Origin of the sequence: Microbacterium sp. UFMG61 (assembly GCF_015354505.1) — a bacterium.
GTDB lineage: Bacteria > Actinomycetota > Actinomycetes > Actinomycetales > Microbacteriaceae > Microbacterium.
Genome location: NZ_JACAFP010000010.1, coordinates 77,498 through 95,083 on the forward strand (window position 1 = coordinate 77,498; position 17,586 = coordinate 95,083).

A 17,586-nucleotide genomic window follows, 5' to 3' on the forward strand; every position below is an offset into this window, starting at 1 on the left:
GGGCCGATCAGCGTCGCGCGCATCGCCGATGCGGCTCGACTCGTCGCGAAGCTGCTTCTCACCGATTCGGTTTCGGGCTCATTCGTCGAGGTCAGCGCCGAGGGCCACCACGTGTGGCGTTCGGTGACGTTTCACGAAGAATGCCGGTGCCGCGAGCTGTCGTTCCTATCTCCGCAAGGAACCGAGACGGAGCCCGCTCCCCTCGTCCCGCCGAGCGCGACCATGACACCGCGAGGGTACGCGCGGCGCGCGTGACACCGACATAGGCGAGACGACGCTCCTCGTCGATCGCCTCGAAGCCCGTGGCGTACGAGATCGGCAGCGCCCCCTCCGCCCAGCCGGCGAGGTGGACGTGCGGCCACTCGAGACCCTTCGCGGCGTGCAGGGTCGAGAGCGTGACCGTGCGCATCGTCGGCTCGTGCTGATCCTTCGCTCGGGCCATCAGCGCATCGCTGAAGGTGCGGAGGTTCTCGTCCGGCCCCGCCTCCTCGGCGAGGCGGAGGATGGCCGCCCGCGCCTCCCAGCCGTCGCGCTGCGCGCCACCGGCAGCCGGCGGCTCCTCGGTCAGGCCGAGCTCACGGAGCACCCGACGGACTCCGGGGAGGAACCCGTGCTCGGTCGGTGCCACTGCGGCGGCGCGCAGCGCGAGGATCGCCTGGCGGACCTCGGGCATCGCGAAGAAGCGGGTGCCGCCGAGAACCGATGTCGCGATCCCCTCGGCTGCGAGTGCCTGCTGAAGCACCGCGGACTGCGCATGGGCGCGGTACAGGACAGCGATGTCCGCGGGCGAAGCTCCGGCCTCGATGCGCGCGGAGACGGCCGCGGCGATTCCTGCGGCCTCGTCGTGCTCGCTGTCGTAGGCCGTGACGGTGGGCGCCTCGGCATTGAATGTCTCGCGCGCCGGGACCAGTTCGAGCGCTCCCGGCCGGTCGTGCATCAGGGCGTTGGCGGCCTCGAGGATCGGCGCCTGCGAGCGGTAGTTCGTCTCCAGGCGCACCACGGTGGCATCCGGATGGCGGCGCTCGAACTCCAGGAGGAAGCGCTGCTCCGCTCCGGCGAACGAGTAGATGGTCTGGCTCGCGTCACCGACGACGCAGATGTCTCTGCGATCGCCGAGCCACAGCTCCAACAGGCGGTTCTGCAAGGGCGAGACGTCTTGGAACTCGTCGACGGTGAAGTGCCGGTACTGCTCGTGCACGGAGGCTGCGACGCGGGGTTCAGCCTCGAGCATGCCCGCACACGCGAGCAGCACGTCCTCGAAGTCGAGCTGGTGCCGCTCGTCCTTGAGCGCCTCGTACCGCTGCTGCAGTTCGACGAGTCGGGGCTGGTCGATCCCGGTCACGGTCCGACCGAGCGCCGCATGCTGGTCGATCGAGAGCATCGAGACCTTGCGCCACTCGATCTCCGAGGCGATGTCACGCAGCGTGGCCGTGCTCGGTCGCATCCGCATCGCGTCGGCGGCCTGACCCAGCATCCGGACCTTGTTGTCGATGATCGAGGGAGCCGGGGATCCGGCGAGCGTGGGCCAGAAGAAATTCAGCTGTGCGAGCGCCGCCGCGTGGAATGTGCGCGCGGCGACGCCCTCGACTCCCAACGCCCTGAGCCGCCCACGGAGTTCACCCGCGGCCTTGGCCGTGAACGTCACGGCCATCACCCGGGACGGCGAGTACGCACCGGTGTCGACGCCGTGCGCGATGCGGTGCGTGATCACACGGGTCTTGCCCGTCCCTGCGCCGGCCAGCACGGCCACGGGCCCGCGCAGCACGGATGCCGCCTCCCGCTGCCGTTCGTCGAGCGCTTCGAGTGCGCTCACTCGCGATCCTCGAGCCACGCAACGATCAGGGCGCGCGCGATGGATGCCGCTCCGGGGAGCCCGACCGGCCCCTCGCCGGCGAGCGCGCTGGCGATCTCCGACCGCGTGAACCAGCGGACGTCGATGATCTCCTCACCGTCCGCCCGCACCTCGTCCACGTCGACGGCGACCGCGCGAAAACCCAGCATGAGCGAGCGCGGGAACGGCCACGGCTGGGAGGAGACGTAGTCGAGGGACGCGAGGCGAACTCCCGCCTCCTCCTCCAGCTCGCGATGGACCGTCGACTCGAGCGACTCGCCGGCCTCCGTGAAACCCGCGAAGCACGAATACATGCGTCCGCCCCAGTTCGCGTTCGCTCCGAGAAGCAGCCGTTCGCCGTCCGGACTCTCGACCGCGACGATGACCGCCGGGTCAGTGCGCGGGAAGTGCTCCTTGCCGCAGACGAGGCACTGCCGTGACCATCCCGCCTGCCTGACCTCGGTCCCGCCTCCGCAGGCGGGGCAGAACGGCGCATCGCGCAGCCATCCTGCGAGTGCGAGCGCTTCGATCAGCAGCTCCGTCTCACCGCCGGCGAGCCTCCCGCCGAGATCGCGCAGCCCGAGCCAGGTCTCGTCGGGCGTGGTGTCGACGGTGTCGGCCTCAGGCGCCAGGGCGGCGAGCAGTATCGCGGCACCCTGCGCGTCACGCGCGAGCAGCGCCCAGGTCGCGTCACCGATCTCGGAGGGCTCGACACGCAGCAGAGAGGTCTCGTCACTCTCGGTCCCGGCGATCCGGACCCGCCCCTGACGGACGGCGATCACCCTGGTCGTGGGTGCCGCACGGAGGCGATCGAGGATCCCCGGTTCGGTCCTCAGATCAGCGGCACGGTCGAGGGACGGGCGCATTGTGGTCATCGACTCCCTCTCTCACGGGCGTGGCGGAGGCGGGACCGCCCCCGAGCCGACCTACCCTGGGGGGATGGGACGCTCTCCTTTCACTCTAGCCGCGGCAGTGACGGCTGCACTGCCCGGAGCGGAGGTCACGGGTGCCCGCGCCCTGTCGTCCGATGCGGACGGTCGCTTCGACTCCGCCGTCGCCACGCTGGCCGACGGCCGCGAGCTCGCCATCCGCGTGGCAGACGACGATGAGTCCGCGCGCGAGTTGGCAGCCGAAGCCATCGCGCTGCGTGCTCTCACCGCCGGAGCCCGCGCGATGCTGCCTTTCCGCGCACCCGGGTATGTCGGCGAGACCCGGCTGGGAGACGCGCCGGCATTGGTCACCGAACTCCTCCCCGGGTTCCAGATCGACGCGGCGCTCGTGCCGGCCGGTCGTGGCGCCGCGGAATCGATGGGAACAGCGATCGCGGCCGTGCATGCCCTGCCCGTGTCAGTGGTCCGCAGTGCGGGCCTCATCGCACGGTCGGCGCAGGAGAGCCGAGACGAGCTGGCCCGGCTGATCGACACCGCCGCGGCGACGGGGCGTGTTCCTGCCCGCCTCACGGTCCGCTGGCGTGAGGCCATCGACGACGACGACCTGTGGCGTTTCGAGTCGACCGTCGTCCTCGGCGGTGCGCAGGCGTCCTCGTTCGTGTTCGCCGACGAGACCGACCGCGGGCCGGAGGTCACCGGCATCCTGGGCTGGCACTCGCTGTCGGTCGGGGATCCCGCCATCGACCTGTCGTGGCTGTCCACGGCACCGGATGCCGCGGCCGATGTGCACGCCTCGTACGCACGCGCGGTCGATCGAGTCGCCGATCCTGCGCTCGAGATCCGGGCACGTCTGCTCGCCGAGTTGGACTTCGCACGGTGGCTGGTTCATGGAGATTCCCTGCGACGCGTCGACATCGTGGATGACGCCGCCGCCCTGCTCCAGGCCCTCGCCGACGGACTGCACTCCGACGACCTGTCGGTCATCGCGTCGCGCGATGCCGGCGTGGACTCGGCGATGGATGCTCTCGACCGGGTGCCCGCCGGCGCCGTGTCCGGGGTCGACACCTCGATGCAGACCGACGCATACAACCCGGAAGACCTCTGGCACACGTCCGATGACGAGAGGACCGGTGACATCACTGCCGCGACCGAGGCTGCCCGACGCGCCCAGGTCGGGTCGTTGGAGACCGAGGATCTCTCGGGGGTGCGAGACTCCCTGGAAGATCTCGACTCCGGCACCACCGGTGATCAGGCGCCCATCGAGTCGACTCGACGCGAGGCAGAGCCCGCGTCCGCCGACGATGATGACTCCGCATCCGGATCACCGGAGGACGAAGCTCAGCGCGCCGCCCGCGCGGCGCTCCAGCGCTGGAAGAGCTCGAGCTCCGAATAGACCCTGTCGCCTCGGATGACCAGGTCGTCGGCGACGTAGTAGAGCGCGACGTCGATCTCCTCGAGCGGCACGTCGAAGCGTCGGTGGTAGGCGAGTCGGTAGAGGGCCAGCTGCAGCATCCGCTCCTCGCGCTCCTGCGGAGTGCGCGGCGCCTTGCCCGTCTTCCAGTCGACGATCTCGATGCGCCCGCCACGATCGTCCCGGCGGTAGACGGCGTCGAGCTTGCAGATGACGATGTTGCCTGCGTCAGGCGCGTCGGTCGCCGCGTCGTGTTCGAGCGACTGAGCGCTCGCGATACCGCTGCCGAGCGCGAAGTCGATCTCGATCTCGACCGCGATGGGCTGCAACCGCCCCCACTCGCTGCGCTCGAAGATCGCCTGCAGGGTCGACAGGTCCGCGGCATCCGCAGCCGAGACATCCTCGTCTGCAGCGCCCCACGACACGTCGTCCTCGTCGAGCTCCCAGAGCGCCTCGTCGAGACGAGCGCCGACTCCCACCAGTTCGCTGCGTCGCTCCACCCAGGCATGGAACAGCGTTCCCAGACGCGTCTGCCGATAGGGCCGCTCCGGCATCGGTCGCACGATCGACGAGAGCGTCCCGCTGAAGTCCGTGACGTAGTCCTTGAACCTCGATGCGGGAACCCGGGTCGGCGGCGGAGCCTCGACGCCTCGCAGACGTGCGGCCCGCTCGGCGAGCAGGCGTGCCAGCTCCGGGGTCGCGGTGGGGTCCTGCGCCGCCGCCTCGCGGACAGCCCGTGCCGCGGTCTCGACGACCCCGCGGCGAGCGCCGAGCGGATCGAGCGGCCACGTCAGGGTCGATCCCGGGCCTTCATAGGGGTTGTCGTCGGGGTCGACCTCACCGATCTCCTCGAGTCCGCGGACCTCGATCGCCTCGACCAGGAAGGGGCTGGGTACTCGCGGCGACTTCTGCCCCGCCCAGTGCGCCCCCGTCAGCAGGAGGTCCGTACGGGCGCGGGTCACTGCGACGTACGCCAGACGACGCTCCTCCTGCTGCTGGTAGGCGCGATAGGCGTCCTTGAACCGCTTGAGCGCACCGCCCTGCGGGTTGGCCTTCGAGACCCCGCCGGAGAGCGAAGACTGCGCGAGGGTCTGCCGCTTCTTCGGATCCGCTTCGTCTCCGATCGCCGCGATGGGATCCCACTCGAAGCGTGGCAGCGCGTCCCGATCGCCGCGCAACGCGAACGGCACGACGCCGAAGCCGAACCACCCCGAAGTGTCGGACACTCGGCTGGGCAGTTCGTCGGACACCAGGCGCACGACCGCGACGGAGTCCCATTCGAGCCCCTTGGAGCCGTGGATCGTGAGCAGTTGCACCACTCCGGGTTCCGGGGGTTCCGGCCTCGGCATGAGCTCGTCGGTGCTCTCGGCCTTGTCGAGCCAGGCGAGAAGACTCGCGATCGTCCCGCGCTCGTCTGCGGCGAGGAACGCGCGGACCTCGTCGGAGAACGCCCTCAGCTGGGTCGCCGCGATGCGGGCCGGTCCGCGCGTCTCGTTCGCGGCGAGCTCGATGTCGAGTCTGAGCTCGAGCTCGATGAGGCGGACCAGCTCGGGTATGGGTTGGGATGATGCACGACGCAGTCGCTCGAGCATCTCCCCCGCGGCACGGATCCGTGCTCTCCCGTCGGGAGTGATCCCCGCGATCAGGCGATAGTCGTCACGCACGGCTCGCACGACATCGACGGCGTCGATGATGGACACGGCCTCATCGGCTCCGCGCGATGACCTCAACCGCACCCGAACCTCGTCGGGAAGCGGCATCATGCCGGTGTCACGTTCGGAGAGTGTGCGACCCAGGTCGTACAGGGCCGCCATGTCCGCGACCCCCACCGCGAATCGGGGCCCGGTGAGGAGACGGATCAACGCCGACCCCGCTGTGGGATCGTGCACGGCGCGCAGGGTCGACACCACGTCGACGACCTCCGGAGTGGCGAGCAGCCCGCCGAGACCCAGGATGCGGTGCGGGATGCCCTGTGCCGCCAAGGCGGCGGCGAAGGTCTGCATGTGCTTCTTCGAGCGGAACAGGATCGCGCCGGTGTGCGGCCGTCCGGCCGAAACGGCGTCATGGGCAGCACGTCGCGCAGCGAACCAGGTCGCCACTTCGTCGGCCTCGGCGTCGACCGTGAACGGGAAACGCACTTCGACCGCGCCTTCCGCCGCGCCGGGTCTCGGTTCCAGCGGAGGCACGTCGAGACCGGGTCGCTGAAGGGGCACGAGAATGCGGTTGGCGACGTCGAGGATGCTGGTGTCGTTGCGCCAGCTGGTCATGAGGCTGTAAGTCTGCGCCCCCTCGGGCGCGGAGGTGAAGGCACCGGAGAACGCGTAGAGGTTGTCGGCGCTCGCTCCGCGCCAGCCGTAGATCGACTGATGCGGGTCACCGACGGCCATGACCGCCGAATCGCGGAAGAGCTCCGCGAGAAACCTGGTCTGGATGACGGAGGTGTCCTGGTACTCGTCGAGCAGCACGACCCGGTGCTGCTCGCGCAGGTCGGAGCGGACGTCCGGAGCGGACTCGACGATGTCGTAGGCCCCGCCGACCTGGTCCGCGAAGTCGAGCACTCCGCGGCGGCTCTTCTCGGCGATGTACTCGCGCACGAGGCGCGCCAGCGTGTCCAGACCGAGCAGATTGCCGGCAGCCTTGTCGACATCTCCGTTGCTCCGGTACGACTCGAAGGCTTCGGCCTGATCGCGGGCGATGCGCACCGCCCGGTCGAGGTCGACGCGGTGATCGAGCACGTCGCCGGCCAGTCGCTGCACCGCATCGATCACGGTGCCCAGTGCGAAGTCGATCTCCTCGAGCTCCGGAAGGTCGGAGCGCAGCACGACCTCCCGTGCCAGCATCCACGATGCGGCCTGGCTGAGCATCGCCACGTCGGAATCCCGTCCGATTCGCGCGGCGTGCTCCCGCACGATGCCGTCGGCGAAGGCGTTGTACGTCGAGACGCGCGGTCGGATCATCAGGTCCTCGGCCGCACGAGGGGTCCCAGGGTCCCATCCGGTGCCGTATCGCTCAGCGAGTTCGTCGAGCACGTGGCGACGCACGACGTCGCGCTGCCGACCGGCAGCCGCGTCATCGACCCGGCGAAGCGCCCCGGATGCGACGATCTCGGGAAGGAACGGGAGCAGACCGCGCCGCCCGTAGTCGTCGATGACGGCCAGGCGTGCGCCGATGCGCTCGGCGAGCTCCCCCGCGGCCTTGCGGGTGAAGGTCAGCCCGAGGATCTCATCGCGTCGGACATGGCCATTGGCGACCAGCCAGACCACCCGCCCGGACATCGTCTCGGTCTTGCCGCTGCCGGCACCGGCGACGACGAGCGCGGGTGCGGGTGGTGCTTCGATCACACGCTGCTGCGCGGGGGTCGGCGACGGCTGCCCGAGCGCGGCCGCGACGTCCGTGGCCGAGATCCCGAGGGAGCCCGGCCAGCGATCGGGCACCTCGGGAGCGCGAGCGGCGCCCGTGGTCTCGGAGATGGTCATGAGCTCACCGCCGGAACAGTATGGATCCGGCACGGATTCACGCGCCGCTGCGTGTCTGCGCAGTGCGACTCCACCTGGGCCGTGAAGCTGGACGCCGACATGCCGCGCGCAGCCTCGCCCACTCGTCGGAGGAACGCGTCTCGAGAATCGGGTCCGAGAGTGTGCTGATGCGCGACCCGATAGTCGCTCTTCGAGAGGGTCTTCGAAACGATCACCAGGCGGGCGCCCGCGAGAGCATCGGCCGATGCGCCCGGTACGAGCCCCTGCTGCACCGCCACCTGATAGGCGGCGAGCTGTGCGTGCTCGAGGACACCCGATTCGGACTCCGGATCCGTCTTGCCCGTCTTGAGATCGACCACGACGACTCGCTCCTTCTCGGCTCCCGCACCGTCGCCGCCGCTGATCGGCTGCCATCGCTGCCCGCGGGCATGCGGATGATCGCCCGCACCGGGCGGATAGACCTCGACGCGGTCGATGAATCCGTGGATGACGGCCTGATTCGCCGTGTCGTCGCCGACCGGTCGCACTCGGTCCTCGCCCGCGAGCTCGGCTTCTGCCTCGGAGACGTCGACAGCGAACCGGAACTCGACCTCGCTCGCCAGCTCGCGTCCCCCGTCGCGCCGCACATCGCCCAGATAGGTGTGCAACCGATCGATGAAGGTGTCGGCGCGGCGACGCTCCTTGCGACCGATCCACTCGGTCTCGAAGTCGAGTTCTGTCCAGTGCTCGGCGACGATCGCCCGCATCCGCTCGAGATCTCCGTCGGGGACCTTCTCCATCGCCTCGTGGATGATCGTTCCGATGCCCGCGGTCGGCGGCATGACGGTGTCACCTCCCAACGCCGAGACGGCCCAGTTGAGCCCGCATTCCTCGAACGACTCCATCTTCGACGGAGACACCCGCGCACCCTCGGTCGCGAGATCGCGCAGCGCGGCATTCGTGGAGGGCGGCGTGACGCCGTACCAGTCGACGGGGTCGGCGCCGGGGACGCCCTCGCGAGCCAACACGGCGAGCTGCTCCGCGGCGTGCGCCCGCGCTGTCGGCGACTGAGCGGTCGTCAGCACGCGCCGATGACGGGCCACCAGCCCGCGCAGGGTCAGCGGATGGTCTGCAGAGGCGTGCTGCTCGGGCGGATCCGGCTGCGGAAGGAAGGCGAAGAACGGGCTGGGGGTCATGTCGTCGTCATCGACCGCCGTGATGAGCAGCCGCCGTCGTGCCCGGGAGATCGCCCGCACGAAGAGCCTCAGTTCGTCGTGCAGTGCGGCTCGCCGTCGATCGAGGGCCGCAGGAGGATCTTCCGGCACACCCGCGCGGCGAGCGAGAAGGGCATCGGCGAGACGCCAGGTCTGGAGCATGCCGCCACGCAGACGGACGTTCGGCCAGACGCCGTCCTGCACCCCGGCCACCACGACGGCATCGAACTCGGTGCCGAGTGCCGTCGCCGGCGTGAGCAGCGTCACTCGCCCCGGTCGGTCGGGACTCGAGAGGGAATCCTCAGGCACCTCGCTGTCGAGGACATCGCGGACGAAGACCTCGGGCCGCTCGTTCGGCGTGCGCTCGACGAAACGCTTCGCCGCGCCGAACAACGACACGAGGGCATCGAGAGCCCTCGCCGTCTCGGCGCCGGCCGCCTGCAACGACATCTCGCGCCAGGCGATCTGCAGCCGTCTGCCGTCGACGGCACGAGCCTCGTCCCACACCCGCCAGAGCAGGTCGTGGATCGTCTCTCCCGCATCTGCGGCCCGTGCCACTGCGGCGATGGTCTGGGCGAAACGCGCAGCGGTACGCGACTCCTGCGCGTCGATGAGCGTGAAGTGGTCTGGGCTGGCGAGCGCCTGACGTAGGAGTTCTCTGGCCGGAGTGGATCCGCCGTGCTCGAGCTCGATGTGCCGCAGTCGCGCGCGCAGCCGTCGGAGGGCGATCGCATCCATGCCGCCGAAAGGCGTCCGCAATGCCTCCTCCCAGTCCTGAGACGTGCGCTCATCGGCGCGCGTCAGTGCCAGCCGGACGATCCCCACGATGTCACGGACGACCGATTCGCTGCCGAGCGGTCGCTGCACGCCCGCGGCGCGCGTCGGTATCTCCCGCGCCGCCAGCTCCGCCTCGAGCTGCGAGACCTGGCGCGTGTCGTGGGCGATGACCGCCATCCGGTCCCACGGCACCCGGCCGGAGAGGTGCCACTCGCGCATGACGCCCGCGATGCGGTCGAGCTCCTCGTACGGCGAGGGAGCGAGGAAGGTCGCCACGCTCGCCTCGAGGTCATCGGTGTCGGCCGCGACCGGAGCCCGCCGATGATCGACCCGACCCGACGCCCCGATCGCCTGCGTCAGAGTGCGGGTCAGCGCGGTGAGCGGTGACGACTGCCGATGGGGCTCATCGAGGACGTGGACGTCTCCGAGCGCGGTGGCCAGCTGCGCGAACAGCTCGGGGCTGGCACCCCGGAACGCACCGGAGGAGATGTCGGGGTCGCCGAAGGCGAGCACGGCGATCCCGCGCTCGCGGAGGGCTCGGACGATCGCGATACCACCCCTGGTGAGTTCTTGCGCGTCGTCGAACAGCACGATCTTCAGGTCGGCGAGAACTCCGAGGGCGCTGTCGTCGGAGCTCCGCAGCACCTCGCACGCTTCGGCGAGCAGGTCGGCGGCGTCGCGGTGCGCAGCGCGCGCCTGATCGAGGACCGACCGATATTCCACCAAGAAGTCGGCCACGGCCGACCACGCGGGGTCGCCCGCGCTGCGCAGCTCATCCGGACGCACGCCGAGCTCGGCGCACTCGGCGATGAAGGCGCGCAACTCGGAGCGGAATCCCTTGGATGCGCGCACTGCGGGGCTGAGCGCATCGGGCCAGGCGATGACCGAGTCTTCGGCGTCTCCCTCGAGCAGGTCGGCGATCAGGCGGTCCTGGTCGGCCCCCGTGAGCAGGGCAGGCGGGTCTTCACCGTCTCGCACCATCGCGCCGCGGACCACCTGGAACGCGAAGGACCCGAGCGATCGTGCGAGCGGACCCGGAGTCGCCTGCGCGGTGCGCACTCCGATGCGATCGCGCAGCGCCGTCGCCGCCTGCCTGCTCGGGGTCAGCACGAGGACCTCTTCGGGCCGGAGGCCTGCGACATCGAGCAGGTGCACGACCCGCTCCGTGAGAGTGCGCGTCTTTCCGGTTCCCGGTCCACCGATGATGATCCCGGATGCCGAGTCGTCAGCGCCGATCACGGCTCTCTGGGCGGCATCCTGCATCATGCCCTCCACGCTACTGCGACGGACGGACATCGCCGGATCCGGACGCCGGACGCCCGCCCCCGCCCGCGTCGTCTCCGTGTGCGCTCAGGGCGAAACCGGGGTCTCGTCCCGATCTCGCCCACGGCCCCCGGGGTAGAGTTGGGCGCAGCGGTCACCGCTCTCGGTCGACCCAGCACTGCATCGTCTACGGGACAAACACAGGAGTACGCGTGGAAATCCGCATCGGCATCATCAACACCGGCCGCGAGCTCAGCTTCGAGACCGCAGCGACCGCGGACGAGGTCCGCACCCAGGTCTCCACAGCGCTCGAGCAGAACACCTCGCACCTCAACTTCGCCGATGTGAAGGGCAACTCGTACGTCGTCCCCACCGCGAACCTGGCCTACATCGAACTCGGCACCGAAGAGTCGCGTCGAGTCGGCTTCTTCGCCTGACCCGACCATGTACATCCTCCTCGCGCTGATCGGCGCGTGCGCGCTCGGCATCGCCGTCCACTTCGCGATCGGGGGCCGAGAGCTCCGCGGAGTGGCGGTGACCCCGGCCATCGCGACCGCAGCGGCCGCGGTCCTCTACACCGGACTGCAGTGGATCGGCGTGGGCGAGGACAGCATCTGGCTGTGGCTGACGAGCATCCTCGGCTCCGTCGTCATCGCCGCGGGGGCGACCGTCGCCATCGTCGCATGGCGACGCCGCTCCGATGCCTCCGCGAAGGCAGCTCTCGGGATCTGAGTCCGCCGCCCCTCAGGAGGCGAGGCCCATCGCATCCATGCGACGGGCGTGCGCGCCCATGAGCTCTGTGTACACGAGCTCCACGCGATCCTCGCTCATCGCGGCGAGCTCGGGCTGTCGGAGTGCCGAACGGCACACGAGGATCGTGTCGCCGACCAGACGACGGGCCCACATCGAGAGGAGCGAGCGCCATTCGCCGTCGCCGTCGATCGTCTCCTGGATGATCGCGACGATCTCGTGGCGCGCGTCGTCCTCGCTCAGGATCGCGGCCACCTTCTCACCGACGTCTCCGTAGCTCGAGGCGAGCGCGAAGTAGAAGTCGTCGAGCATGCCGGCCGTGATGTACACCGCGAGAAGCGTCTCGCGCGGACGCGCACCGATGGTCTTTCGTCGGAAGGCGTCGAGATTCTCGCGGAACGGGAGCATGAGCTGAGTCGGATCATCGCCGCGCTCGGCGATCAGATCGACGATCGCGCGGTGCTTCGTGAGGGCCGCGCCGGCCGCACGCGACAGCGATTCCTTCTCGGAGAGTTCGGGAGTCGCCCGGATCAGCCGCGTGAGCGTCTCGAAGTACCCCAGCTGCAGATACGCGGCCTGACCGAGGAACCTGTTGAGCTCGGGCGCCAGCTCGGCGAAGTCGACGCGCGTCGCGGAGCCCTGATCGCCGCGACTGCGCAACGTCAGAGTGCGCCGCGGCGTCCTCCGCTTCCAGAACCAGTTGACCACGGGGTTCACAATACCCGGGACGGACGGCTCCTCCGGGCGTCTCCGACCCTCTCGGGTAGGCTGTCCCTGTCCCCGCCGTCGGAGCGGGGCCCGCGCCTGTGGCACATGAGACGGCGTGGATCCGTGAAACAGGGCGATCCTCGTAGGTCGCCGGACAGGCATCTGAACATTGACAACCTTCGCTGATCTCGGAATCGATCAGGACATCGTCGACGCACTCGCCTCCAAGGGCATCGTCGACGCGTTCCCCATTCAGGAGCAGACCATCCCCCTCGGCCTTCCCGGTCAGGACATCATCGGCCAGGCCAAGACCGGAACCGGTAAGACCTTCGGCTTCGGCATCCCCGTCGTGCAGCGCCTGGGTCTGAACCCGGAGCACGGGGTCAAGGCGCTGATCGTCGTCCCCACGCGCGAGCTCGCGGTGCAGGTGTACGAGGACATCGATCTGCTCACCAGCAACCGCTCCACCAGCGTCGTGGCGATCTATGGCGGCAAGGCGTACGAGGGTCAGATCGACCAGCTCAAGGCCGGCGCGCAGATCGTCGTCGGAACCCCCGGCCGTCTGATCGACCTGGCCGGCCAGCGGCTGCTCGACCTCTCCAACGCCACCGAGGTGGTTCTCGACGAGGCCGACAAGATGCTCGATCTCGGATTCCTCGCCGACATCGAGAAGATCTTCCAGCGGGTGCCCGACGTCCGCCACACGCAGCTGTTCTCAGCGACGATGCCCGGCCCGATCGTCGCGCTCGCACGTCGGTTCATGTCGAACCCGATCCACATCCGTGCGAACGACCCCGACGAGGGGCTCACCCAGGCGAACATCAAGCACCTCGTCTACCGCGCACACTCGCTCGACAAGGACGAGATCATCGCGCGCATCCTGCAGGCCGAAGGCCGTGGCAAGACCGTGATCTTCACGCGCACCAAGCGCGCGGCGCAGCGTCTCGTCGACGAGCTCGGCGACCGCGGCTTCAACGTCGGTGGGGTCCACGGCGACATGGGGCAGGATCAGCGTGAGCGCTCGATGGCCGCGTTCAAGGCCGGCAAGAAGGACGTGCTCGTCGCGACCGACGTGGCCGCCCGAGGCATCGACGTCGACGATGTGACCCACGTCATCAACCACACGATCCCCGACGAGGACAAGACGTACCTGCACCGAGCGGGCCGCACGGGTCGCGCCGGCAAGACCGGCATCGCCGTGACGTTCGTCGACTGGGAAGACCTGCACAAGTGGGCTCTCATCAACCGTGCTCTCGAGTTCGGCCAGCCCGAGCCCGTCGAGACCTACTCGTCTAGCCCGCACCTCTTCGAGGACCTCGACATCCCCGCCGGCACCAAGGGCCGCCTCGTGAGCGCACCCAAGACCGAGAAGCCGGTGCGCGCACCGCGTCCGGAGCGCGCCGCCGATGTGGCGGCCGAGGGAACCGGCGAGGGCGGCACGCGTCGTCGTCGTCGCCGCCGCGGCGGCTCGGAGCAGGTCGGATCGACCTTCGCCGAGGGGAAGTCCGACAGCTCGGCATCCGATTCCTCAACCCCCGCCGCCGACCGCAGCGCGGAGGGAGCGGGCACCCATGACGGCGCAGGCAAGGAGCACCACGACGGCAAGCCGGCACCTGCGCGCCGCCGTCGTCGTCGCCGTGGCGGCTCGGGGGCGGCCGGTGCCGCACCCGTCACCGGGGCCTGACGTCAGCGTCGATCTGACGACGCCGTGAGAGGGGCGGATGCTGCTGCGGCGGCATCCGCCCCTTTCCGGTCCTCAGGCCCGGTCCTCAGGCGTAGGTGGGCGTCGACCCCGTCGCACGCTCGATCAGTCGTGCGACCATCTCATCCGCCGTGGTGTTCTCACCCGGCAGGTTGGGCTTTCCGGCCCCGTGATAGTCGCTCGATCCTGTGACGATCAGGTCGTGCTCGGCCGCCAGCGCGTGCAGCGCCCGCTTGCCTGCGTCGGTGTTCTCGCGGTGGTCGATCTCGAACCCGCCGAGTCCCGCCGCGATGAGCCTTTCGATGAACGGCACCGGCATCATGCGATCACGCCCCGCCGTCACCGGATGCGCGATGATCGCCACTCCCCCGGCGTCGGTGATCAGCCGTACTGCGGTGAGCGGGTCGGGCGCGTAGTGCGGCTCGTAGTACCCCTCGCGCGGGTGCAGGATGCCGTCGAACGCCTCCGTGCGATCGCGGACGATGCCCCGCGCCACCAGAGCATCGGCGATGTGCGGGCGCCCCACCGTCGCGTCAGGCGTCGTCTGCGCGACCACGTCGTCCCACACGAGGTCGTAGTCGCGGCCGATGCTGCGCACGATGCGCTCCGCCCGACCGATGCGATCGCCCCGGATCCTGTCCGTCTCGGCCCGCAGCGAGTCGTCGAGCGGGTCGAAGAGGTACCCGAGCACGTGAACGCTCCGCCACTCGTGCTTGGCGGAGAGCTCCATGCCCGGGATGAACGTCATTCCGAGCGCCGCGGTCTGCTGCGCAGCCTCCTGCCATCCCGTGGTGCGGTCGTGGTCGGTGAGAGCGATCGTGCGCACCCCGTGCGCATGGGCCTGGCGCACGACCTCGGCCGGTGTCTCCGTGCCGTCCGAGTGATTGGAGTGCAGGTGCAGGTCGGACGGTCCTGCGAACGGGTGGGAACGAGCGACGGCCATCCTTCGAGAGTACCCACGCCCGGACGACAGCGGCGCGCGCGCCGTGCCGGGGCAGGGTCTTCACAGCGAGGGCTTCTAGGCTGGAGGGGATGCTTCGACTCCTGGGGATTCTCTTCACCGTGCTGCTCGCGATAGCCACGGCGATCGTCGTGTGGCCGCAGTTCTTCCACCTGGAGCAGACGTACCCGTTCGCCCAGATCGTGGCGGCTCGCGGCGTGGTCCTCGCGGCATTCCTCGTGGTCGCCGTGCTCGCGATGCTGCTCCTGTTCGCCCGGCCGCTGCGCGGATTCGCGGCGTCGGTGCTCATCGTGGCGCTCCTCGGCGCCGCCGCCACCGGCGTGATCGGGATGCTGCGCGGATTCGGCTCCGGAGCGCTGCCCGCAGCCACCGAGACCAGCCTGCGCGTGCTGTCCTGGAACACAGCGGGCGACAACGTCTCCGCGCCGCAGATCGCGCAGCAGATCCTCGATCAGGGAGCCGACATCGTGGCTCTTCCCGAGACCACGGAGGCGGTCGGCGAGGAGATCGCGGTGATGCTCCGCGAGCAGGGGCACCCGATGTGGGTGCATCACGTGCAGTTCCAGCCTGATGTCGTCGACGGACCGAAGTCGTGGCACACGACGGTTCTCGTGTCGCCCGATCTCGGCGAGTACTCGGTGATCGAGTCCTCGGAGAACGGCTCGAACAACACGGGGTCGGTTCCGAGCGCCGTGCTGATGCCCGTCGACGGCTCCGGTCCGACCATCGTCGCCGTGCACGCCGTCGCCCCGCGGGTCGAGGACATGGTCCAGTGGAGCAGCGACCTTCGCTGGATCGCGGATCAGTGCCCCGAGGGCGACTTCGTGCTGGCGGGAGACTTCAACGCGACGGTCGATCACATGGCAGGCCTCGGCGTCGACGGGGGCGACATGGGCTACTGCCGCGACGTCGCCTCGCGAACAGGGAACGGCTACAGCGGCACGTGGCCCAGCTCTCTGCCGACGCTGCTCAGCACGCCGATCGACCATGTCATGGCGTCCCCGAACTGGACGCCGACCGGGTCCGTCGTGATCGACGATGCCGGCGGCAGCGATCATCGCGGGCTGATCGTCCAGCTCGAGCCGACGGGCTGACCCCGCGCACACATCTCGCAGGTGACAGACTGGAGGGATGAGCACCGCAGAACGCGACACGATCGCAGAACCCGTCGTCGAGGCCCCCGCCGAGAGCACCACCACGAACCGCAAGCAGCCCTTCCCCCAGGGCTTCCTCGACACGATCTCCACCGGCTGGGCCGAGCGGGACGAGACCCTCCCCTCGCCTCGGACGCAGGCACCGTTCGCCGCCGAGCGGCGCGCGGCCGTCTCGGCGGCATTCCCCGGAAAGCGTCTCGTGATCCCCGCCGGCTCGCTGAAGCAGCGCAGCAACGACACGGACTACGTCTTCCGGGCGCACTCGGCGTTCGCGCACCTCACCGGCTGGGCATCCGACTCCGAGCCCGACTCGGTCCTCGTTTTCGACCCCACCGCCGACGGCCACGACGTCACCCTGTACTTCCGTGAACGCGCAGACCGCACCACCACGGAGTTCTACGCGGATGCGACGGTCGGCGAGTTCTGGATCGGTCCGCGCCCGTCTCTCGCGGGCGTCGCCGCCGATCTGGCGATCGCCACCGATCACCTCCACCGCTTCGCCCCCGCCGACGGCGAGCTCGTGCTCGAGGAGGACGACGACCTCACCCGCTTCGTCTCGGAGCTGCGCCTCGTGAAGGACGACTTCGAGATCGCCGAGATGCGCCGCGCCGTCGACATCACGGCGCAGGGCTTCGACGACGTCATCCGCTCACTCCCCGATGCCGTCGCCCACGCACGCGGCGAGCGCGTCGTCGAGGGCGTGTTCCACCGCCGCGCGCGCGAAGACGGGAACGGCGAGGGCTACGACACGATCGCTGCCTCCGGACCGCACGCGTGCTATCTGCACTGGACCCGGAATGACGGCTCGGTCGTCCCGGGCGACCTGATCCTCGTGGACGCCGGCGTCGAGGCCGACAGCTACTACACGGCGGACATCACCCGTACCCTGCCGGTCTCGGGAACCTTCACCGAGGTGCAGCGACGCGTCTACGAGACGGTGCGCGAGGCAGCGGATGCGGCGTTCGCCGCGGCGCGGGTCGGGGTGCGCTTCCGCGAGGTGCACGAGGCCGCGATGCGGGTCATCGCCGCCCGGGTCGCCGAGTGGGGTCTGCTGCCGGTGACCGCCGAGCAGGCCCTCGACGCGGATGCCGGCGGCCAGCACCGCCGCTACATGGTGCACGGAACCTCGCACCACCTCGGCATCGACGTGCACGACTGCGCCCAGGCCCGCCGCGAGATGTACTACGACGGCATCCTGGCTCCCGGCATGGTCTTCACGATAGAACCCGGACTGTACTTCCAGATCGACGACCTCACCGTGCCCGCGGAGTATCGCGGCATCGGGGTGCGCATCGAGGACGACATCCTCATGACGGAGGACGGTCCGGTCAACCTCTCGGCGGGCATCCCGCGCACGGCCGACGAGGTCGAGGCCTGGATCGCGCGGGTGCAGGGCTGACCACTTGCATGCATGAGGGTGGACTCGAGCTCACCGCAGGAACCGCTGTGCGACTGATCGCGCAGCGGTTC

Annotated in this window: 12 protein-coding genes; 6 read left to right on the plus strand and 6 right to left on the minus strand. The window is 69.7% G+C overall.

The window, feature by feature from the left end:
* Positions 1-91: 91 nt before the first annotated feature.
* Both IXW21_RS13175 and nudC read right to left on the minus strand, forming a co-directional pair.
* Positions 92-1,813 (minus strand): ATP-dependent helicase, encoded by a 1,722-nt coding sequence (locus tag IXW21_RS13175; RefSeq protein ID WP_194764711.1) that lies wholly within the window; start codon positions 1,811-1,813, stop codon positions 92-94.
* Positions 1,810-2,706 (minus strand): NAD(+) diphosphatase, encoded by an 897-nt coding sequence (gene nudC / locus IXW21_RS13180; protein ID WP_194764712.1) that lies wholly within the window; start codon positions 2,704-2,706, stop codon positions 1,810-1,812. The genes IXW21_RS13175 and nudC overlap by 4 nt, the downstream gene beginning before the upstream one ends.
* Before the next feature lie 64 nt (positions 2,707-2,770).
* On the opposite strand from nudC, the gene IXW21_RS13185 reads away from it, so the two are divergent.
* Positions 2,771-4,114 (plus strand): phosphotransferase, encoded by a 1,344-nt coding sequence (locus tag IXW21_RS13185; RefSeq protein WP_228528521.1) that lies wholly within the window; start codon positions 2,771-2,773, stop codon positions 4,112-4,114.
* On the opposite strand, the gene IXW21_RS13190 is transcribed toward IXW21_RS13185, so the two are convergent.
* A complete protein-coding gene (locus IXW21_RS13190) occupies positions 4,060-7,608 on the minus strand; it encodes an ATP-dependent DNA helicase (protein WP_194764713.1) in 3,549 nt (1,182 codons plus the stop codon). The genes IXW21_RS13185 and IXW21_RS13190 overlap by 55 nt on opposite strands.
* Positions 7,605-10,844 carry an ATP-dependent helicase gene (locus IXW21_RS13195; protein ID WP_194764714.1) on the minus strand — a complete coding sequence of 1,080 codons (3,240 nt, stop codon included), beginning with the start codon at positions 10,842-10,844 and terminating at the stop codon, positions 7,605-7,607. The genes IXW21_RS13190 and IXW21_RS13195 overlap by 4 nt, the downstream gene beginning before the upstream one ends.
* A gap of 209 nt (positions 10,845-11,053) precedes the next feature.
* Here IXW21_RS13195 and IXW21_RS13200 point away from each other — a divergent pair, with 209 nt between their 5' ends.
* Both IXW21_RS13200 and IXW21_RS13205 read left to right on the plus strand, forming a co-directional pair.
* Positions 11,054-11,278 carry a DUF3107 domain-containing protein gene (locus tag IXW21_RS13200; protein WP_194764715.1) on the plus strand — a complete coding sequence of 75 codons (225 nt, stop codon included), beginning with the start codon at positions 11,054-11,056 and terminating at the stop codon, positions 11,276-11,278.
* 7 nt (positions 11,279-11,285) lie between these two features.
* The gene (locus IXW21_RS13205; protein ID WP_194764716.1) at positions 11,286-11,573 is read left to right on the plus strand and encodes a hypothetical protein; all 288 of its coding nucleotides are present in this window, start codon (positions 11,286-11,288) and stop codon (positions 11,571-11,573) included.
* A gap of 12 nt (positions 11,574-11,585) precedes the next feature.
* On the opposite strand, the gene IXW21_RS13210 is transcribed toward IXW21_RS13205, so the two are convergent.
* Positions 11,586-12,299 (minus strand): ferritin-like fold-containing protein, encoded by a 714-nt coding sequence (locus IXW21_RS13210; RefSeq protein ID WP_194764717.1) that lies wholly within the window; start codon positions 12,297-12,299, stop codon positions 11,586-11,588.
* Between the two features lie 169 nt (positions 12,300-12,468).
* Between IXW21_RS13210 and IXW21_RS13215 the strand changes: the two genes are divergently transcribed.
* On the plus strand, positions 12,469-13,983 hold the full coding sequence (locus IXW21_RS13215; RefSeq protein WP_194764718.1) for a DEAD/DEAH box helicase: 1,515 nt from the start codon (positions 12,469-12,471) through the stop codon (positions 13,981-13,983).
* A gap of 85 nt (positions 13,984-14,068) precedes the next feature.
* On the opposite strand, the gene IXW21_RS13220 is transcribed toward IXW21_RS13215, so the two are convergent.
* The gene (locus tag IXW21_RS13220) at positions 14,069-14,944 is read right to left on the minus strand and encodes a PHP domain-containing protein (RefSeq protein WP_194764719.1); all 876 of its coding nucleotides are present in this window, start codon (positions 14,942-14,944) and stop codon (positions 14,069-14,071) included.
* A gap of 89 nt (positions 14,945-15,033) precedes the next feature.
* Between IXW21_RS13220 and IXW21_RS13225 the strand changes: the two genes are divergently transcribed.
* Positions 15,034-16,056: an endonuclease/exonuclease/phosphatase family protein gene (locus IXW21_RS13225; RefSeq protein ID WP_194764720.1), complete on the plus strand. Its 1,023-nt coding sequence runs from the start codon at positions 15,034-15,036 to the stop codon at positions 16,054-16,056.
* 37 nt (positions 16,057-16,093) lie between these two features.
* Positions 16,094-17,515 carry an aminopeptidase P family protein gene (locus IXW21_RS13230; protein WP_194764721.1) on the plus strand — a complete coding sequence of 474 codons (1,422 nt, stop codon included), beginning with the start codon at positions 16,094-16,096 and terminating at the stop codon, positions 17,513-17,515.
* Positions 17,516-17,586 lie beyond the last annotated feature (71 nt).